General features: G+C 61.4%; 28 protein-coding genes and 3 pseudogenes. 19 read left to right on the top strand and 12 right to left on the bottom strand.

All coding sequences use genetic code 11. From position 1 onward, the window contains the following. The first annotated feature begins 153 nt into the window (after positions 1 to 153). From FBY02_RS10280 to FBY02_RS28720, 3 genes and pseudogenes are all read left to right on the top strand, one after another. Positions 154 to 1428, top strand: a complete 1275-nt coding sequence (locus FBY02_RS10280) for a sensor histidine kinase (RefSeq protein WP_144926839.1) — start codon at positions 154 to 156, stop codon at positions 1426 to 1428. A 140-nt stretch (positions 1429 to 1568) separates the two neighbouring features. Further along, positions 1569 to 2351: pseudogene (locus FBY02_RS28725) on the top strand (MCP four helix bundle domain-containing protein); the annotation flags it as partial. Next, complete coding sequence (locus FBY02_RS28720; RefSeq protein ID WP_371921410.1) at positions 2346 to 3209, top strand: methyl-accepting chemotaxis protein; 864 nt, start codon at positions 2346 to 2348, stop codon at positions 3207 to 3209. The pseudogene FBY02_RS28725 and the gene FBY02_RS28720, both read left to right, overlap by 6 nt. Before the next feature lie 81 nt (positions 3210 to 3290). Here FBY02_RS28720 and FBY02_RS28100 read toward each other — a convergent pair whose 3' ends face one another. Together FBY02_RS28100 and FBY02_RS10270 are read right to left on the bottom strand one after the other, a co-directional pair. Further along, a complete protein-coding gene (locus FBY02_RS28100) occupies positions 3291 to 3467 on the bottom strand; it encodes a hypothetical protein (RefSeq protein WP_178112037.1) in 177 nt (58 codons plus the stop codon). 65 nt (positions 3468 to 3532) lie between these two features. Continuing rightward, positions 3533 to 3793, bottom strand: coding sequence for an accessory factor UbiK family protein (locus tag FBY02_RS10270; RefSeq protein WP_144926833.1), 261 nt, complete (start codon positions 3791 to 3793; stop codon positions 3533 to 3535). A 414-nt stretch (positions 3794 to 4207) separates the two neighbouring features. Here FBY02_RS10270 and glnK point away from each other — a divergent pair, with 414 nt between their 5' ends. The 4 genes from glnK (at position 4208) to sutA (ending at position 6977) form a co-directional block, all read left to right on the top strand. After that, a complete protein-coding gene (glnK, locus tag FBY02_RS10265) occupies positions 4208 to 4546 on the top strand; it encodes a P-II family nitrogen regulator (protein WP_002555808.1) in 339 nt (112 codons plus the stop codon). 33 nt (positions 4547 to 4579) lie between these two features. Beyond that, complete coding sequence (locus FBY02_RS10260) at positions 4580 to 5914, top strand: ammonium transporter (protein WP_144926830.1); 1335 nt, start codon at positions 4580 to 4582, stop codon at positions 5912 to 5914. Between the two features lie 212 nt (positions 5915 to 6126). Next, entirely contained in the window at positions 6127 to 6552 is a 426-nt protein-coding gene (locus FBY02_RS10255) for a secondary thiamine-phosphate synthase enzyme YjbQ (RefSeq protein WP_024780561.1), read from the top strand. Positions 6553 to 6653: 101 nt separating this feature from the next. Next, positions 6654 to 6977 (top strand): transcriptional regulator SutA, encoded by a 324-nt coding sequence (gene sutA / locus FBY02_RS10250; protein ID WP_024780560.1) that lies wholly within the window; start codon positions 6654 to 6656, stop codon positions 6975 to 6977. 198 nt (positions 6978 to 7175) lie between these two features. Here sutA and FBY02_RS10245 read toward each other — a convergent pair whose 3' ends face one another. Genes FBY02_RS10245 through FBY02_RS10220 form a run of 6 tightly spaced genes read right to left on the bottom strand, consistent with a single transcriptional unit; the run spans position 7176 to position 11780 of the window. Further along, entirely contained in the window at positions 7176 to 7880 is a 705-nt protein-coding gene (locus tag FBY02_RS10245; protein WP_144926827.1) for an HAD family hydrolase, read from the bottom strand. Next, a complete protein-coding gene (gene xerC / locus FBY02_RS10240) occupies positions 7877 to 8776 on the bottom strand; it encodes a tyrosine recombinase XerC (RefSeq protein ID WP_055127496.1) in 900 nt (299 codons plus the stop codon). Before xerC ends, FBY02_RS10245 begins: the two co-directional genes overlap by 4 nt. A gap of 2 nt (positions 8777 to 8778) precedes the next feature. After that, entirely contained in the window at positions 8779 to 9504 is a 726-nt protein-coding gene (locus FBY02_RS10235) for a DUF484 family protein (protein ID WP_047702558.1), read from the bottom strand. Between the two features lie 13 nt (positions 9505 to 9517). Next, positions 9518 to 10348, bottom strand: a complete 831-nt coding sequence (gene dapF / locus FBY02_RS10230) for a diaminopimelate epimerase (protein ID WP_144926825.1) — start codon at positions 10346 to 10348, stop codon at positions 9518 to 9520. A gap of 4 nt (positions 10349 to 10352) precedes the next feature. Further along, positions 10353 to 11600: a diaminopimelate decarboxylase gene (lysA, locus tag FBY02_RS10225; RefSeq protein ID WP_047702556.1), complete on the bottom strand. Its 1248-nt coding sequence runs from the start codon at positions 11598 to 11600 to the stop codon at positions 10353 to 10355. 9 nt (positions 11601 to 11609) lie between these two features. Next, complete coding sequence (locus FBY02_RS10220; RefSeq protein ID WP_144926822.1) at positions 11610 to 11780, bottom strand: lipoprotein; 171 nt, start codon at positions 11778 to 11780, stop codon at positions 11610 to 11612. A gap of 156 nt (positions 11781 to 11936) precedes the next feature. Here FBY02_RS10220 and cyaY point away from each other — a divergent pair, with 156 nt between their 5' ends. From cyaY to rnk, 3 genes are all read left to right on the top strand, one after another. After that, positions 11937 to 12290, top strand: a complete 354-nt coding sequence (gene cyaY / locus FBY02_RS10215) for an iron donor protein CyaY (protein WP_144926819.1) — start codon at positions 11937 to 11939, stop codon at positions 12288 to 12290. 4 nt (positions 12291 to 12294) lie between these two features. Next, positions 12295 to 12513, top strand: a complete 219-nt coding sequence (locus FBY02_RS10210) for a DUF1289 domain-containing protein (protein ID WP_144926816.1) — start codon at positions 12295 to 12297, stop codon at positions 12511 to 12513. A 291-nt stretch (positions 12514 to 12804) separates the two neighbouring features. Beyond that, entirely contained in the window at positions 12805 to 13215 is a 411-nt protein-coding gene (gene rnk, locus FBY02_RS10205; RefSeq protein WP_144926813.1) for a nucleoside diphosphate kinase regulator, read from the top strand. 5 nt (positions 13216 to 13220) lie between these two features. Here rnk and FBY02_RS10200 read toward each other — a convergent pair whose 3' ends face one another. The 3 genes from FBY02_RS10200 to FBY02_RS10190 form a co-directional block, all read right to left on the bottom strand. Beyond that, entirely contained in the window at positions 13221 to 16064 is a 2844-nt protein-coding gene (locus tag FBY02_RS10200; RefSeq protein WP_144926810.1) for a class I adenylate cyclase, read from the bottom strand. Between the two features lie 167 nt (positions 16065 to 16231). Beyond that, the gene (locus FBY02_RS10195; RefSeq protein ID WP_144926807.1) at positions 16232 to 16480 is read right to left on the bottom strand and encodes a TIGR02647 family protein; all 249 of its coding nucleotides are present in this window, start codon (positions 16478 to 16480) and stop codon (positions 16232 to 16234) included. A 280-nt stretch (positions 16481 to 16760) separates the two neighbouring features. After that, complete coding sequence (locus FBY02_RS10190) at positions 16761 to 17045, bottom strand: hypothetical protein (RefSeq protein ID WP_144926804.1); 285 nt, start codon at positions 17043 to 17045, stop codon at positions 16761 to 16763. Between the two features lie 124 nt (positions 17046 to 17169). Between FBY02_RS10190 and FBY02_RS10185 the strand changes: the two genes are divergently transcribed. After that, positions 17170 to 17829 carry a glutathione S-transferase family protein gene (locus FBY02_RS10185; protein WP_144926801.1) on the top strand — a complete coding sequence of 220 codons (660 nt, stop codon included), beginning with the start codon at positions 17170 to 17172 and terminating at the stop codon, positions 17827 to 17829. 107 nt (positions 17830 to 17936) lie between these two features. Here the strand turns inward: FBY02_RS10185 and argH are convergent, their stop codons facing one another. Beyond that, the gene (gene argH, locus FBY02_RS10180) at positions 17937 to 19331 is read right to left on the bottom strand and encodes an argininosuccinate lyase (RefSeq protein ID WP_041022648.1); all 1395 of its coding nucleotides are present in this window, start codon (positions 19329 to 19331) and stop codon (positions 17937 to 17939) included. A gap of 20 nt (positions 19332 to 19351) precedes the next feature. Between argH and FBY02_RS28095 the strand changes: the two genes are divergently transcribed. The 8 genes and pseudogenes from FBY02_RS28095 (at position 19352) to FBY02_RS10155 (ending at position 25580) form a co-directional block, all read left to right on the top strand. Next, entirely contained in the window at positions 19352 to 19528 is a 177-nt protein-coding gene (locus tag FBY02_RS28095; RefSeq protein WP_178112083.1) for a hypothetical protein, read from the top strand. A 119-nt stretch (positions 19529 to 19647) separates the two neighbouring features. Continuing rightward, positions 19648 to 19797 (top strand): annotated as a pseudogene (locus tag FBY02_RS28715) (sensor histidine kinase); the annotation flags it as partial. Beyond that, entirely contained in the window at positions 19794 to 20540 is a 747-nt protein-coding gene (locus FBY02_RS10175) for a LytTR family DNA-binding domain-containing protein (RefSeq protein WP_139641084.1), read from the top strand. The pseudogene FBY02_RS28715 and the gene FBY02_RS10175, both read left to right, overlap by 4 nt. Positions 20541 to 20712: 172 nt before the next feature. Continuing rightward, positions 20713 to 21654, top strand: coding sequence for a hydroxymethylbilane synthase (hemC, locus tag FBY02_RS10170; protein WP_144926798.1), 942 nt, complete (start codon positions 20713 to 20715; stop codon positions 21652 to 21654). Continuing rightward, positions 21654 to 22397, top strand: a pseudogene (locus FBY02_RS28370) (uroporphyrinogen-III synthase); the annotation flags it as partial. The gene hemC and the pseudogene FBY02_RS28370, both read left to right, overlap by 1 nt. A gap of 36 nt (positions 22398 to 22433) precedes the next feature. After that, positions 22434 to 23564, top strand: coding sequence for a uroporphyrinogen-III C-methyltransferase (locus tag FBY02_RS28365; protein ID WP_256662511.1), 1131 nt, complete (start codon positions 22434 to 22436; stop codon positions 23562 to 23564). Then, positions 23561 to 24808, top strand: a complete 1248-nt coding sequence (locus FBY02_RS10160; protein WP_144926793.1) for a heme biosynthesis protein HemY — start codon at positions 23561 to 23563, stop codon at positions 24806 to 24808. The genes FBY02_RS28365 and FBY02_RS10160 overlap by 4 nt, the downstream gene beginning before the upstream one ends. Before the next feature lie 241 nt (positions 24809 to 25049). Continuing rightward, complete coding sequence (locus FBY02_RS10155; protein ID WP_144926790.1) at positions 25050 to 25580, top strand: disulfide bond formation protein B; 531 nt, start codon at positions 25050 to 25052, stop codon at positions 25578 to 25580. Positions 25581 to 25695 lie beyond the last annotated feature (115 nt).

The following is a 25695-nucleotide window of genomic DNA, read 5'->3' as shown; positions in this document are numbered from 1 at the left end:
AAGGTTAGTCATGGGGAAGTGCTTCGGCCTGGCGAATGATGAGCGAAATCTTGGCAGGATGTTGCAGATGCAATAGTTGCCTGGGAAATGCGAGCACCGGCCTCTGCTAGACTCCGACCTGTGGCGATTCAGTAGCACAGGGAGGAAGCGGCCATGAACGATCTATTGGCGCTGTTGACCGATAACCGCTTCATGCCCCATGGGCATTGCTATCTGTGGCGCCCGGATCTGCTCTGGACCAACGTGATTGCGGATGGGCTGATCACGTTCTCCTACGTCACCATTCCCTTTACGCTCATCTACTTTATCCACAAGCGCAAGGACGTGCCTTTCGACTGGATGCTGGCGGCCTTTGGCGTCTTTATCCTGGCCTGTGGGACCAGTCATGTGATGGAGATCCTGACCATCTGGCAGCCCTACTACTGGCTGTCGGCGCTGGTCAAGGTGATCACCGCGATTGCTTCGGTGATTACTGCCATCCTGCTGGTCCGCTTGGTGCCCGCGGCCCTGAAGATTCCCAGCCCGCAGCAAATGGCCCGGGTCAACGATGAGTTGCGCGAGGCCCAGGCCGAACTGGTTACTACGGCGCGCCGGGCCGGCATGGCGGAAATCGCCACCAATGTGCTGCATAACGTGGGCAACGTGCTCAATAGTGTCAATGTGTCGGCTCAGGTCCTGTACGACAAGGTGCACACATCCAAAGGGCAGGGGGTCGCCAAGGTCGTTCAATTGATGAAGGAGCATTCCGATGACCTCGGCGACTTCTTCAGCAGCAACCCGAAAGGTCGCGCCTTGCCGGACTATCTCGGCAAGCTGGCCGAGTCGCTGGCCATCGAGCAGCAGAGCATGATCAACGAGTTGGCGCAGTTGACCAAGAGCATCGACCATATCAAGGAAATCGTCGCCACCCAGCAGTCCTATGCCGGCAACTCCAGCGTGTTGGAAGCAGGTTCGTTACGAGAATTGATCGAGGATGTGGTGCGCATCTGTCATGTGTCCCTGGCCCGTCATCACGTGACGCTGGTCAAGGAACTCAACGACATTCCGCTCATGGCGCTGGACAAGCACAAGGTGCTGCAAATACTGATCAACCTGATCAACAACGCCAAGCAGGCACTCGATCCGGTCACGGATCGTCCCGCGCGGATCACCCTGCGCCTGAAGACCATTGACGACCAGCGCGTACGTATCGAGGTCGAGGATAACGGCGAGGGCATCTCCATGGACAATCTCCCTCGGTTGTTCGAACACGGCTTCACGACCCGCGTCGACGGCCACGGTTTCGGCCTGCACAGCTGCATCCTGGCGGCCCATGAACTGGGCGGCGAGCTGACCGTGCAGAGTGCCGGGCCGGGGCAGGGAGCGTTGTTTGCGCTGGAACTGCCGATTGCGCTCAATCAGGAAAAATCCCTGCAGGCCACCAGGTAATCCCAGGACCGAATATCGCCGTATGATCGTTGAATAATCCAAGCGGTCATGCGATTCCCTGCATTGTGGTCAATATTTCAGCTGCCTTAGCATCTCTCGGTTGATATGGCAAAGGGCCATTGCTCCACAGGGATTCGCTAATGAACTGGCTCTATGACGCAAAAATCTCGACCAAACTGCTCACTTCGTTTTTCCTCTGCGCCCTGATCACACTTGCTGTAGGTATGCTTGGCGTGAGCGGTGTTGCCGCGCTGTCGGCACGTCTGCAGACCGCTTTCAATACCAACCTGGTCTCGGTTGCTAACACGGCGCAAACCAAGACCAAGGCCGTTGGCCAGACGCGCGACATGTTCCGGCTGTATATCGCAACCGCCCGTAACGCTCCGCAGAGCATGAAGGATGAGTTCCTGGCTTCGATGAAAGCCAATCAACTGGCCAGTGAACAGGCGTTCGCCGCTTATCGCCAAGGCAACCTGGCTGAAGACGAACGCCTTGCCGGTGACCAGATGGCCCGTGACTGGCCGGTCTACCAGGCCATGGTGCAGCAATATGTGGCGATGATGGCGGCCGGCGACCTGGAGAATGGTCGCACCCTGCTGCTGGGTGACTTGCAGAAGACCTATCGCAAGGTGATGGACCAGTTGACCATCATGATCGACTCCAATGACCGCCAGATCAGCGAGGACGCCAAGGCCGCCACGCGTCAGGAAGCGTCGGCCAGGACGGTTCTGTACAGCGGTATCGTCATTGCCTTTGTCGCCGCGCTGCTGTTGGGCGTATTTATCAGCCGGCTGATCAGTCGGCCGATTGCCGCAGCGGTCGATTGCGCGCAACGCATTGCCCAGGGCGACCTGACCCAGCACATAACCAGCAACAGTCGCGACGAGGCCGGTCAGTTGCTCAAGTCCCTGGGCGATATGCAGATGAGTTTGAAAACCACGATCCAGCAGATTGCCAGTGCTTCGGGCCAGTTGGCTGCCGCTGCCGAGCAGTTGACGTCGGTGACCGATGACGGCGGCCGGGCCTTGATCCGGCAGAACGATGAAATCCAACAGGCGGCCACCGCCGTGACGGAGATGACGTCGGCGGTCGAGGAGGTGGCCCGCAATGCGGTGGCCACCTCCCAGGCTTCGCAATCGACCAGCACACAGGCCAGCGAAGGGCGTGATCAGGCGCGTAGCGCGGTACAGGCAATCAACCATGCAACCGAGGAAATCACCTCGTCCACCGGGTTGGTCAAAGACCTTGCCATGCAGGTCCGCGATATCGGCAAGGTGTTGGATGTGATTCGTGGGATCGCCGAGCAGACCAACCTGCTGGCCCTCAACGCTGCTATCGAGGCTGCTCGCGCGGGGGAGCAGGGGCGGGGCTTTGCCGTGGTCGCGGATGAAGTGCGTGCCCTGGCGGCGCGCACCCAGGCCTCCACCGGTGAAATCGAGGGCATGATCCACGCGGTCCAGGACCGTGCCGACAGTGCGGTCGACGCAATGAGCAAGAGCCAGGCACGGGTGACCGAGACCCAGAGCCTCGCCCGCGCCACCGGCGAGGCGCTCGAGCAGATCGCCGAGGGCATTTCGCAGATCAATGACCGCAATCTGGTGATTGCAACGGCTTCCGAAGAACAGGCCCATGTGGCCCGCGAGGTCGATCGCAACCTGGTGAATATCCAGGATCTCTCTACCCAGACAGCGGCAGGGGCAACCCAGACCAATGCTTCAAGCCAGGAGTTGTCCAACCTGGCCCTGTCATTCAATACGCTGGTGGGTCGTTTCCGGCTCTGATCCCTGGAGTTCGGGTCACGCGTGCTGGATAGGTAATCGTCAAAAGATCGTGATGAAGTCAGTCGTTTACAGCATCGGACTTCAGCCGCGTGCGCCCGCGAGCAGACCGGCTGGCTCCATCTCTTTACCGCAGGCCGCCGCAACTTTCAAAAAGCGGATCTGGGTGGCAGATATGCCGCCAACTGAGCGGCGAGTCTCAGCATGGCATTCAGTTGCAAACAGCAGCTTGGCCTTACGTTTTTCGGATTCTATCGACACCTCATTCCTCCTCTAACGCTTCAGGCTGGAGCAGCGAATCTGCAAGCGATCCTCATCGGTAGCGCTTATTTCACGTCAGCGGTGAGCCGCGCTTCCAATTCCGCCACCTTCGCCTCCAGGCTTTCCAGTCGCGCCCGGGTGCGCGCCAGTACGACCATCTGACTGTCGAATTCTTCCCGGCTCACCAGGTCCAGCTTGCTGAAGCCGCTTTGCAGCAGCGCTTTGAACTGGCTTTCGATTTCGCTCTTGGGCAACGGAGTGTCGCCGCTCAAGAGGCGGGAGGCGTGGCCGCTGAGGGCGTCGAGCAGGTCTTTGGGGGCGAGCATGGCAGCAATCCTGAAAACGATGGCGGCAGTGTATCACGCAGTGTCTATAGTCAATTCGCATGCACTGGATGCACGCTTTTCGCGCACGGGGCCGAACGATGTCGCACTGTTGTTGTGCGTATCGCAGCGGTTCGTGGGACGGCGCAAGCGCGCGCTGCTGGTAAACCCCTGAAATCAGGGGACTTGGGCACAGATGGCAAGGTTTCTGCTTAGAGGCCTATGACCCATGCACTGATGCAGTCGTTGTGACGAATGCAGTGCAGCCTGGCGAAGCGGGGAGCTTCGCCTGGCACGGTTGACTGGCGCTGGTCGGGCAACTTGGGCCGACGATGCGTTACAAAGCCAGGCACTGCGCTTAGACTTGAGTCGGGTTTGTTTTCCTGGGGCAAGTCCACCAATTCGGGAGAGAGTTTCATGAAGCTAGTCACTGCCATCATCAAGCCGTTCAAGTTGGACGACGTGCGCGAATCGTTGTCCGAAATCGGCGTGCAGGGCATTACCGTCACTGAGGTCAAAGGCTTCGGCCGGCAGAAAGGCCACACCGAGCTGTATCGCGGCGCGGAATACGTGGTCGATTTCCTGCCCAAGGTGAAGATCGACGTCGCCATTGACGACAAGGATCTTGACCGGGTGATCGAGGCAATCACCAAGGCCGCCAACACCGGCAAGATCGGTGACGGCAAGATCTTTGTGGTCAATCTGGAACAGGCTATCCGCATCCGTACCGGCGAAACCGATACCGACGCCATCTAAGCCGCCAAACCCAACGCCCCAGGAGAAAACAATATGACTCTGCGTAAATTCGCAGGGCTAGGAGCCCTGTTGTCCTTCGTAATGCCTGGCCTGGCCATGGCAGAAGAGGCGGCAGCCCCCGTCCTCAACTCCGGCGATACCGCCTGGATGCTGACTGCCACGATTCTTGTACTGTTCATGACCATTCCCGGCCTGGCGCTGTTCTACGGCGGCATGGTTCGGTCGAAAAACCTTCTTTCCGTGATGATGCAGTGCTTTGCCATTACCGGTCTGATCAGCATCCTGTGGGTCATCTATGGCTACAGCATTGCGTTTGACACCACTGGCATGGAGCAAGGCGTCGTCAATTTCAATTCGTTCATCGGTGGCCTGGGCAAGGCGTTCCTGGCGGGCGTGACCCCGGCAAGCATCACCGGTCCGACAGCACTGTTCCCTGAAGCGGTGTTCGTCACCTTCCAGATGACCTTCGCCATCATTACCCCGGCCCTGATCGTCGGCGCATTTGCCGAGCGGATGAAGTTCTCCGCCATGCTCATCTTCATGGGCGTGTGGTTCACCCTGGTGTACGCGCCGATTGCGCACATGGTCTGGTCCGGTAACGGCGGCCTGCTGTGGGACTGGGGCGTGCTGGACTTCGCCGGCGGCACCGTGGTGCACATCAACGCCGGTATCGCAGGCCTGGTGGCGTGCCTGGTACTGGGCAAGCGCAAAGGCTTCCCGACCACGCCAATGGCACCGCATAACCTGGGCTACACCCTGATGGGAGCGGCCATGTTGTGGGTCGGCTGGTTCGGCTTCAACGCCGGTTCCGCCGTCGCCGCCAACGGCACTGCCGGTATGGCGATGCTGGTAACCCAGATTGCCACCGCTGCCGCCGCGTTGGGCTGGATGTTTGCCGAGTGGATCACCCATGGCAAGCCAAGCGCTTTGGGTATCGCCTCGGGCGTGGTGGCAGGTCTGGTTGCGATCACTCCGGCTGCTGGCACTGTGGGCCCGATGGGTGCACTGGTCATCGGTCTGGCCGCAGGCGTGGTGTGCTTCTTCTGCGCAACCACCCTCAAACGCAAGCTCGGCTATGACGACTCCCTGGATGCCTTCGGCGTACACGGCATCGGCGGTATCCTGGGCGCGATCCTCACCGGCGTGTTCGCCGCGCCCGCCCTGGGTGGCTTCGGCACCGTGACTGACATTGCCGCGCAGGTGTGGATTCAAGTCAAAGGCGTAGGTTTCACGGTGATCTACACCGCGATCGTCACCTTCGTCATCCTCAAGGTGCTGGACGCCGTCATGGGTCTGCGCGTCTCCGAGGAAGAAGAAGCGGTTGGCCTGGACCTGGCCCAGCACAACGAGCGTGGTTACAACCTGTAAACCCACGCAAAAAAATATGCCCGGTTCGCCGGGCATTTTTTTGCCCGGAATTTGTCAACGCTCACAGGAAGCGCCGGTTTTTCCGAGGCCTTTTTGTCTTGCGAATGACAGGGGTTTTCCAGCGCCAAAGGCTTACATCGAAGGTGGAATATTAGGCTCTTTGTTTTTTTCCTGAGCGCGCTAGAATGCGCGCCGAGCGTGCGGAGAACTGTATGTGGCAACAGACGCTGATTACCCTGCGGGCAAGGCCCCGGGGCTTTCATCTGGTGACGGACGAGTTGCTCGCCGGCCTGCCTGAACTCCGGGCGTGTCGTGTTGGTCTGTTGCATCTGTGGCTGCAGCATACCTCGGCCTCGTTGACCATCAACGAGAACGCCGATCCGGCGGTACGTCGAGACTTCGAACGATTTTTCAATCGGCTGATCCCACAAGGAACTGCCGACTATGAGCACAACGACGAAGGCCTGGACGACCTCCCGGCGCACTTCAAGGCCAGCGTGCTGGGGTGTCAGCTCAGCCTTCCGGTAACGGACGGGCGACTGGCATTGGGTACCTGGCAAGGTGTTTATCTGGGCGAGCACCGTGATCATGGCGGTGCTCGTAAAGTCCTTGCCACCTTGTACGGTGAAGGGGCATGACCGCCGATTGCCGGTGGATGTTGAATTTTTTCTGGCAGCCTTCGACAGATGGCGTAGCTGGGCTATAACTAATCTGCTTTTCGCAAGTCATGAGGTAGAACATGAGCGACGATGATCTGGAAAACGACGACCTCGAAGTAGGTGAAGAAGACGAGGCTGAAGACGGCCTGGAAGCGGCAGCTGAAGACGTTGCCGACGACGATGGCGCCGATATACCGGCCCCGACTGCCAAGGGTAAGGCCAAGGCTGCGGTGTCGGTTGATGAGTTGCCGAGCGTAGAGGCCAAGAACAAGGAGCGTGATGCACTCGCCAAGGCCATGGAAGAATTCCTGGCCAGGGGCGGAAAGGTGCAGGAAGTGGAGGCCAATGTGGTCGCCGATCCGCCCAAGAAGCCTGACAACAAGTACGGCAGCCGCCCTATCTGAGTTCTGCTTCCCGCTTGCTGAAAAAGCCCGCCGTCGTCGCGGGCTTTTTCATGGGCGCTGTTTGGCTTTCAGGCTATGCACAGTCTTGTGGGAGCGGGCTTGCTCGCGAACGCGGTGGATCAGTAAAAGTAGGTGTCGACTGATATACCGCATTCGCGAGCAAGCCCGCTCCCACAGGGGACTGTGGCGCTTGCAGGCTCAGGGCTGGCTGTGCCACCCCGCCAACAACTCCGGCAATTCGGTCAGGCTGCGAATCTCCGCATCGGGTACATGGTTGGCATCCCAGGCCTTGCCTGCCGGGTTGAACCACACCGCCCGCAGGCCGGCCTGTTGGGCGCCGGCGATATCGTCGCCGGGATGATCGCCAACGTGTACCGCGGTTTGCGCCGTGGCACCGCCGCGTTTCAAGGCTTCGTGGAACAGTCGCGCATCAGGTTTGGCGATGCCGATGTCCTCGGCGCACAGCGCGAACTTGAAGTAGTCCGCCAGCCCCAGGCGACGCACATCGGCGTTGCCATTGGTGACCACGCCGAGGGCGAACTGGTTGGCGAGGATTTCCAGGGTGGGCTGTACCTCGGGGAAAACCTCCAGTTGATGGCGGGCATGCAGGAACGTCTCGAAGCCCTGGTCCGCCAGCTCGGACGCTTGCCACTGGTCATAACCGGCTTCCTGTAGCGCACGGAACAGCACCCGCCGCCGCAACGCGCTGATGCGATGCTTCAGATCGGGTTCCTCGCGCAACACCTGCTCGCGAATCGAAAAAAGATGCTCGACCGGCAAGCCGCCCAGGTTCGGTGCGTTGTCGGTCAGCCATTGGCGTAGAACGGCTTCGGCCGTGGCGATCACCGGGGCGGTATCCCATAAGGTGTCGTCGAGGTCGAAGGTGATGAGCTCGATGGTCATGATTCGTCGCCCTTGATGCGTTTGGCCCTGGGATGGGCACTGTCATAGACCGTCGCCAGGTGCTGGAAGTCCAGGTGGGTATAGATCTGAGTGGTCTTGATGTCCGAGTGGCCCAGCAACTCTTGCACGGCGCGCAAGTCCTGGGAGGATTCCAGCACGTGGCTGGCGAAGGAGTGCCTGAGCATGTGCGGGTGCAGATTCTGCCCCAGCTCGCGTTCGCCGGCGGCCTTGACACGTACCTGGATCGCCCGCGGACCGAGGCGCCGCCCCTGTTGGCTGACGAACACCGCGTCATCGGCCGGATTGCTCAGGGCTCGCAACGGCAGCCACAGTTCCAGGGCTTCCCGGGCCTTGCGGCCAATGGGCAGCAGGCGGGTCTTGCTGCCCTTGCCAAGTACCTGGACCATGCCGTCGGCCAGGTCCAGTTGATCCAGGTTCAACCCTGTCAGTTCGGAAAGCCGTAGGCCGGAGGAATAGAACAGTTCGAGAATCGCCTGGTCTCGTCGCGCCAGGAAATCATCTTCGACCGCGCCTTCAAGTAATTGCAGGGCGCGGTCGGTGTCGAGGGTTTTCGGCAGGCGGCGTTCGCCCTTGGGCGGTGCCAGGCCGGTGGCCGGATCGTGATCGCACAGGCCTTCGCGGTTGAGGTAGTGATACAACCCGCGTACCGCAGAGAGCAGGCGTGCCAGGCTGCGGGAAGACTGTCCCTGCTGATGCAGGCGCGCCACCAGGCTGCGCAGACGCTGGATGTCCAGCGCCTGCCAACTGCCGACGTTCTGCTTCTGGCACCAGCCCAGCACTTTTTCCAGGTCGCGGCGATAGGCCGCCAGCGTGTGGGGGGACACCTGGCGCTCACTGCGCAGGTGTTCGCAGTAGGCGTCCAGCTGTCGTTCCATCATTAGCGTACCGAGCGCAGCGAACCGGCAACCCGTGGCAGTACCCGGCCGGTGACTTCGGCGATGTAACTCAAAAACAGCGTGCCCACCGAGCTCTTGTAGTGCTGCGGGTCACGGCTGGCGATGGCCAGCACGCCATGGACGCCTTGGTGGGCGATGGCGACGACGGCGGTGGAGCCGATCTGCTTGCGCTGTTCTTCACCGAACAGAAAGTCCAGCTCATGTTCGCGCAGGCTGCCGCTGACGCTTTTGTTTTCCGTGAGCAGGCCGCCAATGGCGGTCTGTGCCTCGGCGTGAGTCACCCAGCGACCCACCGGCATGGCGTTGTCGCCGAACAGGATCAGGCTGACAAAGGGCACCTGGAAATCCTGGCGCAGGCTGTCTTCGACGCTCATGACCAGATCTTCGAGGGTGCTGGCGTCCATCAGGGCGAGGATCAGGCGCCGGGTCTTGTCGAAGAGCCGGTCGTTGTCCCGGGCGACGTCCATCAGGTGCGAAAGGCGATGGCGCATCTCGATGTTGCGCTCACGCAGGATTTTCATCTGGTGCTCCACCAGCGACACGGTGTCGCCGCGCCGGTGGGGAATGCGCATCACTGCAAGCAAGTCTTCACGTTCGACGAAGAAATCCGGATGAGCCTCCAGGTAAGCGGCCACCGCCGCGGCCTCCGGAAGCGGGCTCGAGGATTCATCGGGCTGTGGCGCTGGAACCTGTGGCGTGTCGGTCATGGGTTTGGCTCATTCAAAGACGGACTTGTCCTTCGTATACGCGCACTGCCGGGCCGGTCATCATCACCGGTTGGCCGGGGCCTGCCCATTCGATGGACAGGCGTCCGCCGGGCAGGTCGATCAGCAGGGGCGAATCCATCCACCCCTGGCTGATCGCAGCGACTGCGGCGGCGCAGGCGCCGGTGCCGCAGGCCTGGGTTTCCCCGGCACCGCGCTCCCAGACCCGCAATTGCGCGCGGTGACGGTCGACGACCTGCAGGAACCCCACGTTCACACGTGCCGGAAAGCGTGGGTGGTTCTCGATCTTCGGCCCCAGTTCATGCACTGGCGCGCCATTGATGTCGCTGACCCGCAGCACGGCATGGGGATTACCCATGGACACCGCCGCCAGTTCCACCGTGGTGCCGTCGACGTCCAGCTGGTAGCTCAGGGCCTGGGCCGCTGCTTCGAACGGAATATCCGCCGGCATCAGGCGCGGGGCGCCCATATTGACGCCGATCTGACCGTCGTTGCGCACGTCCAGCTCGATGATGCCGCTTTTGGTCTCGACGCGAATCCTGCGCTTGGCCGTCAGGCGCTTGTCCAGTACGAAGCGGGCGAAGCAGCGGGCACCGTTGCCGCATTGTTCCACTTCCGAACCGTCGGCGTTGAAGATCCGATAGCGAAAGTCCACGTCCGGGTTATTGGGCGCCTCGACGATCAGCAACTGGTCGAAACCGATGCCGGTGTGCCGGTCGCCCCATTGCTTGGCATGCTTGGGCAGGATGTGCGCGTGCTGGCTGACCAGGTCGAGAACCATGAAGTCATTGCCCAGGCCGTGCATCTTGGTAAAACGCAGCAGCATGGTTTTACTCCGGCAGCAGGCTTTCGCCGGCAAACAACTCGGCTACCGTCTCGCGGCGACGCACTTCGAACGCTTGATCACCGTCCACCAGCACCTCGGCGCAGCGGCCGCGGGTGTTGTAGTTGGAACTCATGACAAACCCATAGGCACCGGCCGAATGCACCGCCAGCAGGTCGCCTTCTTCCAGCGCCAGCTCCCGGCCCTTGGCCAGGAAGTCACCGGTTTCGCAGATCGGGCCGACGATGTCGTAACTGCGGGCGGCGCTATCGCGGGGGCGCACGGCAGTCACATCCATCCAGGCCTGGTACAGCGCCGGGCGGATCAGGTCGTTCATGGCCGCATCGACGATGGCGAAGTCCTTGTGCTCGGTGTGCTTGAGGTACTCGACCTGAGTCAGCAGCACGCCGGCATTGGCCACGATGTAGCGGCCCGGCTCGAACATCAGCGCCAGGTCGCGGCCTTCGAGACGCTCGCGAACGGCCTTGATGTAATCGGCCACCAGGGGCGGCTCTTCATCACGGTAACGCACGCCGACACCACCACCCAGGTCGATATGACGCAGGTAGATGCCGCAATCGCCGAGACGGTCGACCAGCGCCAGCAGGCGATCGAGGGCATCGAGGAAAGGTTCCAGGGTAGTCAGTTGCGAGCCGATGTGGCAATCGACGCCCAATACTTCCAGGTTCGGCAGTTGCGCGGCGCGCACATAGACGTCTTCGGCGTCGGCGATGGCGATGCCGAATTTGTTTTCCTTCAGGCCGGTGGAAATGTACGGGTGGGTGCCTGCATCGACGTCCGGGTTCACGCGCAGGGAAACCGGCGCGCGCACGCCCAGCTCGGCGGCGACGACCTGCAGGCGCTCCAGTTCGTCAGTGGATTCGATGTTGAAGCAATGCACGCCGACCTCCAGGGCACGGCGCATGTCTTCGCGGGTCTTGCCGACGCCGGAGAAGACGATCTTGTCCGGGCTGCCGCCAGCCGCCAGTACACGTTCAAGCTCTCCGCCGGAGACGATGTCGAAGCCGGCCCCCAGGCGCGCCAGGATATTGAGCACACCCAGGTTGGAGTTGGCCTTCACGGCGAAGCACACCAGGTGTGGCATGCCGGTGAGGGCGTCGGCGAAGGTCCGGTATTGGGCTTCGATGTGGGCGCGGGAGTAGACGTAGGTCGGCGTGCCGAAACGTTCGGCAATGGCGGACAAGGCAACCCCTTCCGCGAACAGCTCCCCGCCACGGTAGTTAAAAGCGTCCATGGCGTTCCCTTAGTAGGTGGTGTGAGTGTCGTGCGTGTGGGCTTTGGATTGCGACGACTTGGCCTGCTCTTCAGGGGACTTGCTGTCGTCAGGCAGGTACAGCGGACCTTTTTGACCACAGGCTGTCACAAGGCAGGCAACCGCGACGAGCGCAGCAAGGGAAGAGATCAGGCGCTTCATGGCGAAATCCTTGAAAATGCATTAATTGCGCCGGAGTATACCGGCCACCCGGCGGCTTGCCTATGCAACGGGGCTCCCGTCCGGCGGGGCTGGTGGTCGCTGATGGGTTATTCTTTGCAATCATCTGGCCGCACCCGTATCTTGCGGCGCTTGAGCATGAGCAGACATTTTGAGGTTGTCGCAATGAAAGAAGCCCGTTTCCACGATCTGGTCGATACCACCCAGCAAATACTGGAGGATATCTTCGATGAGAGCGAACTGGACATCGATCTGGAAAGCTCTGCGGGTGTGCTCACCGTCAAGTTCGAAAATGGCAGCCAGTTGATCTTCAGTCGCCAGGAGCCACTGCGGCAGTTGTGGCTGGCGGCGGTGTCCGGTGGTTTCCACTTCGACTACGACGAGGAAAGCGAACGCTGGGTATGCGACAAGCACGCAGAGCAGTTGGGCGAGATGCTCGAGCGTATCGTCAAGCAGCAGGCCGGTGTCGAACTTGAGTTCGAAGGCCTGTGACAACGTGAGCCAGACCGTCCCGGGCCGGCCACCCAAGCCGCTCTACAGCAACGTCAGCCCTGCCGTGCCGTCGCCGTGTACCCGTGTATGCAAGCTGGATGAGCAGAAGGTCTGCATCGGCTGTTTCCGCCATGTGGAGGATATCCGTGAATGGCGCTCGGCCGATGACGAGCGGCGGCGGGAGATCCGTGCCGAGGCGGCGCGACGCAAAGCCTTGGTGTGATCAATGTGGCGAGGGGATTTATCCCCGCCGGGCCGCGAAGCGGCCCTAAAACCTGACACTTCGATTTGTCAGATTGACTGCTTTGGGGCTGCTTTACAGCCCAGCGGGGATAAATCCCCGCGCCACAGTTCTACATCTCATGCAGTGAGTGCGACTACCTGTGGGTTGTATATTTTTTGAGCTGTGATAGTGTCCGGCTACGCCTCAACTTGCCGAGGCCTGTGAAAAACCCCGTCTTTTTGTGGCGGGGTTTTGCTTTTTTCGTGCAGAAGAAAGGAGTCTGCCTGGATCATGACCGCACCTTCCATCACTCTTACCCGCCTGGACGTACAGCGTCTGGAGCGCCTGATCGACAGTCTCGACGAAACACTGCCGGGCGTGATTGCGTTGCAAACCGAACTGGACCGCGCCGAGACCCTGGTGAGCCATGAAGAAGTGCCCGCCGATGTCGTGACCATGAACGCGCGCGTACATTGCCGCGAGGAGGGCAGCGGCAAGGATTACCATCTGACCCTGGTTTATCCACAGGACGCGAATGCCGACGAAGGCAAGGTCTCGATCCTTGCGCCGGTGGGCAGCGCCTTGCTCGGGCTGAAGGTCGGCCAGCACATTGATTGGCCGGCACCGGGTGGCAAGACGTTGAAGTTGACGCTGCTGGCGGTGGAATACCAGCCCGAAGCGGGTGGCGACTTCCACCTCTGAGGGCTTCAGACCAGGGCCAGCGCTTCGTTCAGGGCGCGTTCCAGATCGGCCTTGTAGCGCAGGTACAGATTACTTGAGCAAGCGCTATCACCCACCAGGCCCGAGAGGTCCAGGTCGGTGATGTAGCAGCGATAGCGTTCGGCCTCGCGGCGCTGCTCGACGATCTCACTGGCGACCACACGGAACAGTTGGTCGCCATGTTCCAGTTCCGAAAACTCCTGTTGATTGCAATACAGGGTGACGTGGACCTGGCCATGGGTCGCTTTGCCGATGATGGCCTGCACGTCGTAGAACGGCTTGTTCTCGGGTGTCTGCGGCGCCGGGCGCATTTCGACCCGGCGTGCGCGTCCGTTACCTGAGGGCAGGAGCTGGTAGTACAGGGTATCCAGGTTCAACGGCTGGTCGGTGTCCATCGACAGCAAGGCGTCCCGACGGTACAGCACTGACTGCAGGAAGCGCTGCAGCGGTACCAGCAGGCTCTGTTCGTCGTGATAAGGCAGGCGCTGTTGCCACAGGGCATTGAGCTCATCGAGCACGTACAGATCGGCGTCGTCCTCATTGACCCGGTAGAACACCTGGATGCATTCCGGCTGGCCCATCGGCAGGATCAGCGCCAGGTCGTGGTCTTCCAGCGCCATCGGGTCCAGATGCAGCGGGCTGTAGGCATCCAGTTCTTCGCCCAGGTAATCCAGCAGCGCCGACAGGCTGCCCAGCGCCACGTGCTTGACCTGGCCCGGGACCAGTTCCAACACGTGATAATACTGCTGCACCTGCAGCAGGTAGCGATGGTTGAGCCTGCTCAACAACAGGGTCTGGGCCGTTTCGATGACCTCTTCGACCCGTCGCGCAATGAACTGCGCCCGGTTGTGGCAGAAACAGCGCACCTGCAAGCGCGGTTGGCGCGCAGCGGCGGGCAGGTCGTTGAGGTAGTCGCGCAGGCAGTCGAGCAGTGCGTGTTCGCCATCGAATCGGTTGACCAGTACTTCATTCCAGCTGTTGAGCGTGACCTGGTCGAGGGTCAACACGAGGTTTTCCCGGACCCCGGCATAGCTCAGGGAGTCGGTGCGCTCGGTGGTCATCAGGATGTTCAGGTCGCGGTGATGCTTGAGCGGGTCGACGCCGACGTTCACCAGGATCAGCACTTCACTGGGGACGCTGGCGTGCAGCAGCTGTTCTTCGTCGACCATGGCCAGGGGCAGGGCGATGGCCTGTTGCAGGCTACCCAGCAGGTTGAACAGTTCGAACTCGCTCAGGTCGCTGTCGCCTGGGTGCAGCGCCAGGCGTGTGCTGCTGTCGATCACGCCGTTGCGATGGCACCAGGTCAGCAGTTCCAGCAATTCGCGGCTGCGCTTGATCGGCGCGAAGTTCTCCCATTCCAGAGCATTGAGGCTGCCGTTGTAGAGGCCCCACTGGTTCTGCCCGGGTTCTTTCTTGTTGGGCGACTGGACCAGCGTCAGGGTATCCTCGGCCAGGTCCGGGGCGATGCCGGGGTTGATGAACTCGACCTTGTCAGCCTTGCGTTCGAAAGCTGCATACAGCCGGCGGCCAAGGACGTTGAGGTCGCGCTTGTTGAGCAGGCTGACGGTTTTTTCGGTGCGGGCGAACTGGGTCAGGAAGCGGTAGCTATAGGTCAGTTCGTTGACCAGCGCGCGCCGCTCGTTGCTGACCTGGCGCACCTTCCACTGGCTGCGGCTGTCCAGGAGCGCGAGCTGGCGCGGGTCCCAGCCCCATTCTCCGGCCAGGCGTTCGAGCAGCGTCCGCTGCCAACTGCTGCTGCGCCCTTGACCGGTGAGCTTGCGGTTGACCTTCAGGTACAGCGCGCGTCGGATCAACTCCAGGCGCTCGGGTTCGCCGCGAGCGTTGAGGTATTCCTCGATACGGCGGTACACCAGCATGTAAGGGTCCAGCTCCTCCAGGTCCAGGCGGTTGGCGAATACGGCTTGCTTGAAGCGCAGGCTCAGGCAGCGGACATCGGGGTGTTCGCTGGCGTAGACCTCGGTCAGCAACAGTTTGAGCACGGATTTGTAGGGTGACTCGATGCCCTTGAACAACTGCCAGAGCCCGGCGCCAATGAACTCGCCCGGTGGAATATAGGCCAGGTGCCCGAGGTCGAGGGTTTCATCGGCGCGGATGAAGCGTTTGGAAAGCAACGTATGGGTGTATTGCTCATAGTTGTCTTCCTCGTACACCGGCACCAGCCACCAGATCGGTGTGCGCCCGGCCAGCCAGATCGCGGTGCGGTAGAACTCGTCCAGCAGCAGGTAGTGCTGAGTCGTGCCGCAATCGTCGGAACTGAGCTGATTGTCCCGTTCACCCCGCACGAACCGGGCCGGGTCGATCAGGAAGAAATGGGCTTCGGCGCCCTGGGTCGCGGCCCAGGCTTCGAGCAACTGGCATTTTTTGCGCAGCTCGGCCAGTTCGTCGTCGCTCAGGTCCGGCCCATGGCAGACCCAGACATCCATGTCGCTCTGATCCGCCTGGGCGAGCGTGCCCAGGCTACCCATCAGGTACAAGCCCAGGATCGGTCGCGGCGGATTGCTGCCATGGCGTGGCTTGTAGGAAAACGAACGGGTCAGTCGCTGGGCTTCGGCAAGAACATCGGCATCAGGCTCGTAGTTCGACAGCCCGGCGGGCGTGCTGCCGGAGACGTAGCCGGGCAGCAGCGGATGGTTGACGTGGAAAAACAGCGGCAACAACGTCAGTACGCCTTGCTGGCGGGGTGACAGGCCTTCGAGGGCGCGCTCCAGCCGCACGGTATTGAGCTTGAGAAAACGGGCGCGCAACTGGCTCAGCACCTTGCGGTCGATTCCCTCGTCCAGATCGGGGCGTATTTCGTGATTGCGGGTCATGTCGGCTCAAACCGGCTTTCGGCGTCGAACGTGGGGTGATGGCAGGTTAGCGCCCGGTCTTGGGAATACTTAAGCTGAAAACAGGTTTTTGATGCCGGTTTTTTACGTTGTGCGTCAGTGCGCCTGCGGAAATCCCATAGAGGAGATTTCCGTGGGCGGTAGGGGGATCAGGCGGCTTCTTGTTGAACGCTGAGTATCGTCAGGACGGTTTGGACATTTTGGGCGGCATCCCGTCCCAGGCTGGTCAGGTAGCCGCCGTCGGGCTGGCTGATCAGGTCTTTCTCGTATAGACGTCGGGCAGCGGCAATGGCTGCAGGGGCAGCGGTCTGATGGATTTTCAGGCCTTCCTGGGAACTGTCCAGGTTGAAGAGTGCAAGGATTTCCAGTTCGGCAACCAGCTCAGGGGTAAGCGACATAAGGACTCCAGACTTTCTAGGAATATGGTCGATAGCGTTACTAAGGTGAGCGCACTCAGCCGAGCTGTCCAGTGCCGGAGGCCGGCTTTTTTTGTTTTGGGTGGTAGAGCCAAGGTCTTCTGCGATACCGAGACCACGCAAGTCCCTTGTGGCGAGGGGATTTATCCCCGTTGGGTCGCGAAGCGACCCTTGAAATTAATCGTCGCCCGATTCTCTAGGCCTGCTGCGCAGTCCAACGGGGATAAATCCCCTCGCCACAGAGCAGTCGTGTACCGTAAGTTCAGCTCTTTTCCGGTGGCAGTTCGGGCAGTTTGCGCAACGCCTCTTCATACCACTGGGTATCGAACGGGCGGTCTTCCTCGAGCATGGCGTCGATTTCGAAGGCCAGCACATGGGCCATGAGGTTCAGAATTTCTTCGCGCTCGTAATTGACCAGGGTCAGTTTGTTGAAGGTGGCCTTGGCTGCTGGCGGGTTGCCGCTTTCGATCTGGTTTTCTATGGCTTCGATCAGGGTCGACTCGACGAATTCTTCTTCGTCGTTGTCGATGTCGGTTGGCTCGCTCATGGCAGGCTCCTGTGGGAAAGGCACCAGTTTACCTGCATCCAGCTGCGTGATGCGCCTGGCGTGAAACCTCCTGACAGTCTATAACGCAAGGCTGCCCACCCCACACGGACCGGAGGTATTTGCAATGTTCAAGCTTTATGGTTTCTGCGCCAGCAATTATTACAACATGGTCAAGCTGGCGTTGCTGGAGAAGGGCGTGCCCTTCGAAGAAGTACCCTTCTATGGCAGCCAGACTCCGGAAATACTCGCCATCAGCCCACGGGGCAAAGTGCCGGTGCTGAAAACCGACCAGGGCTTCATCAGCGAAACCAGCGTCATCCTCGAATACATTGAGCAAACCCAGCCGGGCAAGGCCCTGCTGCCCGCCGACCCGTACGAACGAGCCCAGGCCCTGGCCCTGTGCCGGGAAATCGAGTTGTACATCGAACTGCCGGGGCGTGCCTGCTACGCCGAGGCATTTTTCGGTATGACGGTACCGGATGCCATCAAGGAAAAGAGCAAGGCTGAACTGTTGCTGGGGTTCGCCTCGCTGGGCAGGCACGGCAAGTTCTCACCCTATGTGGCAGGCGATAGCCTGAGCATTGCCGATTTGTACTTTCTCTACGGTGTTTCGCCAGCCTTACAGGTAGGCAAGAAGTTGTTCGATATCGACTTCTTCGCAGACATGCCGGCGGCCAAGGCGCTGATGGAGCGGTTGGGGGCGAATCCGAACGTGCAGCGGATCGCGGCGGACAGGGAAGCGGGGATGCCAGAGTTTTTGGCGATGATCGCCGCCAAAAAGTGAGATTTGTGCTGTTCTGAAGCATGCTTTCGCGAGCAGGCTCGCTCCCGAGGATCTGTGAACACAGAGATCCCCTGTGGGAGCGAGCCTGCTCGCGATGCTTTTGGGTCTTAGCGACTGGCCAGCAGCGCCTGGCCACGTACCACGGCAGCCTTCACCTGCGCCGGCGCCGTACCGCCGATATGGTCACGGGCGTTGACCGAACCCTCCAGAGTCAGGACAGCAAACACGTCCTGCTCGATCTGGTCGCTGAACTGACGCAGTTCGTCCAGGCTCATCTCCGCAAGATCCTTGCCGTTGTCCACACCGTATTTCACGGCATGCCCAACGATTTCATGGCAATCGCGGAATGGCAGGCCACGGCGCACCAGGTAATCGGCCAGGTCTGTCGCGGTGGAGAAACCGCGCAGGGCCGCTTCGCGCATCACCGCATGCTTGGGCTTGATGGCCGGGATCATGTCGGCGAAGGCGCGCAGTGAGTCGCGCAGGGTGTCGGCGGCGTCGAACAGCGGCTCCTTGTCTTCCTGATTGTCCTTGTTGTAGGCCAGCGGTTGGCCTTTCATCAGGGTCAGCAGGCCCATCAGCGCGCCGAATACCCGGCCGCTCTTGCCCCGTACCAGCTCCGGCACATCAGGGTTTTTCTTTTGCGGCATGATCGAGCTGCCGGTGCAGAAACGATCTGGCAGGTCGATGAACTGGAACTGCGCGCTGGTCCACAGCACCAGCTCTTCGGAGAAGCGCGACAGGTGCATCATCGCGATGCTTGCGGCGGCGCAGAATTCGATGGCGAAATCGCGGTCCGAGACGTTATCCAGCGAGTTGCCGCCCACGGCGTCGAAGCCCAGCAGTTGGGCGGTATATTCGCGATCGATCGGGTAGGTGGTGCCGGCCAGCGCGGCGCTGCCCAGGGGCATACGGTTGGTGCGCTTGCGGCAATCGACCAGGCGCTCATAGTCGCGGCTGAGCATTTCGAACCAGGCCAGCATGTGATGCCCAAACGTTACAGGTTGGGCGGTCTGCAAGTGCGTGAAGCCGGGCATGATGCTTTCGGCCTCACGCTCGGCCTGTTCCAACAGGCCTTTCTGCAGGCGGGTGATCTCGGCCAGGATCAGGTCGATTTCATCACGCAGCCACAGGCGGATGTCGGTGGCGACCTGGTCGTTGCGACTGCGGCCGGTGTGCAGCTTCTTGCCGGTCACGCCGATGCGGTCGGTCAGGCGCGCTTCGATGTTCATGTGCACGTCTTCGAGGTCGACACGCCAGTCGAATTGGCCGGCCTCGATTTCACCCTGGATGGTCTTCAGGCCATCGATGATGCTGTCGCGCTCGGCATCGGTCAGCACGCCGACCTTGGCCAGCATGGTGGCGTGGGCGATCGAACCCATGATGTCGTGGCGATACAGGCGCTGGTCAAAATTGACGGAGGCGGTGAAGCGGGCGACGAAGGCGTCGACGGGTTCACTGAAGCGGCCGCCCCAGGACTGATTGGTCTTGTCAGTGCTCATGAATTCGCTCGTGATCGGCTGTGGAAAAAGTAGCGGTTAAAAGGCTGCGGCGGATGATAGCAGGGTTGCCGGGGCTGGCGCTGGCACTGGTCGGCTGGTTTTTTGCGCATGAGCCGGGCGTGCAAGCAGGTTTTCTGCACAACGATATTTTCCGATTGAGCAATATCGTCGTGGCAACCGTCTACAGTGGACGATAGGAGTTTTGCTTTTTCCATCATGGCGCATGGGGCGAACCAACCAGGGGGGCTCAATATTGATCAGATCGAAAATGAACAATCCCCACGGCGACGCCGTGCGACAACGGGCCTCGAGCATCGGTCGGCAAGCGCTGGTAAAGATAGGCAACCGCCTCGCGGCACTTTTTGGCCCTCGGGCGAGTCTTAGCGTGGATCGCGGTGACGGATGTCACTTCCCCTGTCTACGCTATCCTTGTGCGAGACTCACGCAGGAATCCAGCGCAATATGAATGTCCTGATCGTTGATGACGAACCACTGGCCCGCGAGCGCCTGAGCCGAATGGTTGGCGAGCTCGAGGGTTACAGTGTCCTGGAGCCGAGCGCCACCAATGGCGACGAGGCGTTGGCCCTTATCGACAGCCACAAGCCGGATATCGTGCTGCTCGACATTCGCATGCCTGGCCTGGATGGTCTGCAGGTGGCGGCGAAGCTGTGCGAACGGGAATCGCCTCCCGCCGTGGTGTTTTGCACCACCCGGGATGACTTCCCGCCCGAGATATTGCAGGCCGGCGCCGTGGGCTATCTGGTCAAGCCGGTGGCATCCGAGGCGTTGCTCGACGCCTTGCGCAAGGCCGAGCGACCCAACCGCGTGCAACTGGCGGCGCTGACCCGTCCGGCAGCGGAAAGTGGCAGCGGCCCGCGCAGCCACATCAGTGCGCGAACCCGCAAGGGCATCGAATTGATCCCGTTGAATCAGGTGGTCTACTTCATCGCCGACCACAAATACGTGACCTTGCGCCATGAGAGTGGCGAGGTGCTGCTGGACGAGCCCCTCAAGGCTCTCGAAGACGAGTTCGGTGAGCGATTCGTGCGTATCCACCGCAATGCCCTGGTGGCCCGCGAGCGCATCGAACGTCTGCAACGTACGCCCCTTGGGCATTTCCAGCTGTTTCTCAAAGGCCTCAATGGCGACGCGTTGATCGTCAGTCGGCGACATGTGGCGGGCGTGCGCAAGATGATGCAGCAGCTCTAGTGGCCTGTACGGTTAACTCGGGTACAGGCCACTAGCGCAACGCCTCGCCGGCATTGCACGTTTCATTTCCAGGACATTGACGGCCAGGGAGGCCTTGGGGTCGTGATTCAAGTCAAAGCGGATTTGGCTGAGCTGTTATTATCCGCCGTATCTTTTAAGTACGGATTGATCCATGTCCCCTCGCGAGATCCGCATCGCCACTCGTAAAAGTGCCCTGGCCCTGTGGCAGGCCGAATACGTCAAAGCCCGTCTGGAAGCCGCCCATCCCGGCCTGATCGTGACGCTGGTGCCCATGGTCAGTCGTGGTGACAAGCTGCTGGACTCGCCGTTGTCGAAAATCGGCGGCAAGGGTTTGTTCGTCAAGGAGCTGGAAACCGCGCTGCTGGACAACGAAGCCGACATCGCGGTGCATTCGATGAAAGACGTGCCCATGGACTTCCCCGAAGGCCTGGGTCTGTTCTGCATCTGCGAGCGGGAAGATCCGCGCGATGCGTTCGTCTCCAACACCTTTGCCAGCCTTGAAGCGCTGCCTGCCGGGAGCGTGGTTGGCACGTCCAGCCTGCGTCGCCAGGCACAACTGCTGACCCGCCGTCCCGACCTGCAAATCCGCTTTCTGCGTGGCAACGTCAACACTCGCCTGGCCAAGCTCGACGCTGGCGAGTACGACGCCATCATCCTGGCCGCCGCCGGCCTGATCCGCCTGGGCTTCGAGGACCGCATCACTTCGGCTATCAGCGTCGACGACAGCCTGCCAGCCGGTGGGCAAGGCGCCGTTGGCATCGAATGCCGCAGCGCCGACAGCGAGATCCACGCGTTGCTGGCCCCCCTGCATCATGAAGACACCGCGACCCGGGTCTTCGCCGAGCGTGCCCTCAACAAGCACCTCAACGGCGGCTGCCAGGTGCCGATTGCCTGCTATGCCGTACTGGAAGGCGAGCAGGTCTGGTTGCGTGGCCTGGTGGGTGATCCGAACGGCGGCAGACTGCTCAGTTCCGAAGCCCGGGCGCCCCGGGGCGATGCTGAAGCGCTGGGAGTGCGAGTCGCCGAAGATCTGCTGAGCCAGGGGGCTGACGAGATTCTCAAGAAGGTCTACGGCGAGGCTGGCCACGCGTGATGGGCTGGCGGTTGCTGCTGACCCGGCCAGAGGACGAGTCGTCAGCCCTGGCGACTGTCCTGGCCGAGGCTGGCGTATTCAGCAGCAGCCTGCCGTTGCTGGCTATCGAACCGATTCCCTTGTCCGATTCCGGCCGGGCGCTGCTGCAGCGGCTCGACCGGTACTGCGCCGTGATCGTCGTCAGCAAACCCGCTGCCCGGTTGTGCCTGGAACATCTGCGCGAGTATTGGCCCGAGCCGCCGGAACAACCCTGGTTCAGCGTGGGGGCGGCCACCGGGCAGATCCTGACCGATGCGGGCCTTTCGGTGTTTTATCCGGCCGAGGGCGACGACAGCGAAGCCTTGCTGCAACTCCCGGCGTTGCGCCAGGCGTTGACCCGGCCCGATCCCCAGGTTCTGATCGTGCGTGGCGAGGGTGGCCGAGGCTTGCTGGCGGAGCGCTTGCGCGAGCAAGGTGCTAGTGTCGATTATCTGGAGTTGTACCAGCGTGGCCTGCCCGAGTATCGCGAAGGCGAACTGCTGGCGAAGGTCGAAGCGGAACGCTTGAACGCACTGATGGTCAGCAGTGGGCAGAGCTTCGAGCATCTGCACCGCCTGGCGGGTGCCGCGTGGCCCGATCTGGCGCGGTTGCCGTTGTTTGTTCCAAGCCCCAGGGTGGCCGGGATGGCGCGGGCCGCCGGGGTCCGATCAGTTATAGATTGTCGTGGCGCCAGTGCCGCGGCTTTGCTGGCGGCGTTACGGGGACAATCCGTGCCGTTTTCTAATGCAAAGGATGGATACGTGAGCGAAACAGCCTTGCCAAAAGATCAAGACCGGCCCGTGATCGATACGCCGGTGGAAACCCCGGTACCGGTGGCGCCGCGTCGCGGTAACGGGTTGGCCATTGTTGCATTGTTGCTGGGGGTCGCTGGCGTGGCCGTTGGCGGCTGGGGTGTCTGGCAGGTGCGTCACCTGCAGGCCAACAACCAGCAACAATCCGCCCAGGTCCAGGCACTGAATGATCAGGCCCAGAATCTCAAGCTCAATGAGCAACGCCTCAGCGAGCGCCTCGCACAGATGCCGGCGGCCGAAGAGCTGGAGGAGCGACGGCGTCAGGTCGCGCAGTTGCAAGGCGACCAGCAGCACCTGAGCCAGCGTCTGGAAACCGTGCTCGGTGCCAGCCGCAAGGACTGGCGGTTGGCCGAGGCCGAGCATCTGTTGCGCCTTGCCAGCCTGCGCCTGTCCGCCCTGCAAGACATCAGCAGTGCCCAGGCCCTGGTCCAGGGTGCCGACGAAATCCTGCGGGAGCAGAATGACCCGGGGTCGTTCGCTGCCCGCGAGCAGCTGGCCAAGACGCTCGCGGCGCTGCGCAGTACCGAGCAGCCGGATCGCACTGGGCTGTTCCTGCAGTTGGGAGCCCTGCGTGAGCAAGTGCTGCAACTCACGGAGCTGGCGCCGGAGTACAAGGATCGCGGCGAATCCCTGCTGGGCCTGACGGCCGATGGCGATGGAGCCAGCCGCTGGGCGCAGTGGTGGGATCAGATCTCGCGCTATATCCGCATCGACTTCAATGCCGACGAGAATGTCCGCCCGCTGCTGGCCGGGCAGAGCCTGATGCAGGTGCGCCTGGCCTTGAGCCTGGCGCTGGAGCAGGCGCAATGGGCGGCTCTCAACGGGCAGGCGCCGGTGTATACCCAGGCGTTGGACGAGGCCCGTGATGTACTGAAGAACAACTTCAACCAGGACAACCCGCAGAGCAAAGTCATGCTCGAGCGAGTGGCCGAACTGGCCAAACAGCCGGTGACGGTGGTTACACCGGACCTGACCGCGACCCTGAGCAGCGTCCAGGCCTATCTGGAGCGCCGTAACCTGAATGCCGAGGAGTCGGTCAAGCCGCTGGCCAAGCCTGCTGAGCAGGGGGCCACGCCATGAAGCGTCTCTACGTGATTCTATTTGTGGTCATCGCTGCCGCCGCCCTGTTGGGCGTGGCGATTTCCGAGCATTCGGGTTACGTGCTGGTAGCGTACAAGAACTTCCGCTACGAAGCGGGCCTTTGGGTCACCCTGGCGTTGGTGGCGGTGCTCTGGCTCTTGTGGCGGGCAGTGCGCGCCTTGATCGGCCTGGTGACCACTTCCGGCGGCGTGGTCAACCCGTGGTCGCGGCGCAATCGTAGTCGACGCGTGCAAGTGGCGATCGAACACGGGCAACTGGACCTTGCCGAAGGTCGCTGGGCCAGTGCCCAACGGCATTTGCATCGTGCCGCGGAAGCCGAGCGCCAGCCATTGCTGTATTACCTCGGCGCGGCCCGCGCGGCCAACGAACAAGGTCTTTACGAACAGAGCGACAACCTCCTGGAGCGCGCCCTGGAGCGCCAGCCCCAGGCGGAGCTGGCCATTGCACTGAGCCACGCGCAGTTGCAGATGGACCGGGGCGACACCGACGGCGCCTTGGTCACGCTGCAAGCCATGCATGATCGTCATCCCCATAACGTCCAGGTCCTGCGCCAGTTGCAACGGCTGCATCAGCAGCGCGGCGATTGGTCGGCGGTGATTCGCCTGTTGCCGGAACTGCGCAAGGACAAGGTACTGCCGGCGGCCGAACTGGCTGAGCTGGAACGCCGGGCCTGGGGTGAAAACCTCTCCCTGGCGGCCCATCGTGAAGAGGACGGCAGCGTCGGCTTGCAGTCGCTCAACCGCGCCTGGCAACAACTGACGTCCGCGCAGCGCCAGGAGCCGGCGCTGGTGCTGGCTTATGCCGAACAGCTGCGACAGCTGGGCGCGCAGGGCGAGGCCGAGGAAGTATTGCGCGCCGCGCTCAAGCGTCACTACGACAGCCACTTGGCGCGCCTGTACGGGCTGGTCCGCGGCAATGATCCGGCTCGACAACTGCAAGCGGCCGAGGACTGGCTCAAGGATCATCCGGCCGATTCCAGCCTGCTGTTGACGTTGGGCCGCTTGTGTTTGCAAAACAGCCTCTGGGGCAAGGCACGGGATTATCTGGAAGGTAGCTTGCGGATCCAGCGCAATCCCGAAGCCTGTGCCGAACTGGCGAGACTCCTGGCACAACTGGGCGATGCCGAGCGCAGCAACCAGTTGTTCCAGGAGGGCTTGGGACTGCTGGATGAGCGCTTGCTCGCTGCACCGTTGCCGGTTCCAGCCCAGGTATTATCCAGTTAAGGAGTACTGACAAAGCTCTGCGGTTCGCGGTGGTCTTGCCAAGAGGACAGTCGCTGATCGCCGTCCGGTTCAAGGCCCAAATGATGTATTCGGGAAAGTCCTACAGGGGGTTGCGCGAAATCCCCTCGTCTCTGTCGGGAATTCCCTACACCCTTGGTGAAGTGTCTGCGCGGGCCTGCCTTGAAAGGCCGGAGGGCTTTCCTCTACCGTAACTGCTTGTCTCTTCTGTTACGGAACCGCCATGTCTTTGGCTTGCTCTCGCTTCTTGTTTTTCATGGCTTCCGCCGCCGCGGCCCTGGCTTTGGGCATCGCCAGCTATCTGGAGTACGCGGTCGGACTGACGCCTTGCAGCCTGTGTGTCCTGCAGCGTTTGTGCCTGGTGCTGTTCCTGGTGAATGGTCTCGCAGCCTGCGTGCATGGCCCGGGTCGAAAGGGCAGCATTCTCTACGGTGTGACGGGACTGGTTTCCGTGTCCGGAGGAATGGCCCTGGCCTGGCGTCAGGTTCTGTTGCAAAGCCATTCGCCCGATTGCCTGACCCAAGTGAAGGGCGCGGGTTCATGGTGGAGTGCCATGCGACAGGTTCTCGATGGCGCGGTCGATTGTGCGGGTGTCACCTGGACATTGTTCGACCTGAGCATCCCCGAATGGAGCCTGCTGTTTTTTCTCGCCATATCCATTGCAATGACCTACTTGCTGCTTCGCCTTGTCTGGACCGCTCTGATTCGACCGCTGGGCGACAAGACGTCGCAATTCGTCCGGGTAACGGATTAAACACTTGTATGAACTTTGTCGCCTGCGTACCTTGAAGCGGCTGTCGTGCGAGCATAATCTGGCCCGCACGTATCATTGGAATTATGCCGCTCGATCATGTTGTGTCCGGCTTGCC

The organism is Pseudomonas sp. SJZ078 (assembly GCF_007828255.1).
Lineage (GTDB): Bacteria > Pseudomonadota > Gammaproteobacteria > Pseudomonadales > Pseudomonadaceae > Aquipseudomonas.
The sequence above is the reverse complement of the archived record's forward strand: the minus strand, read 5'-3'. Positions and strand labels throughout refer to the sequence as shown.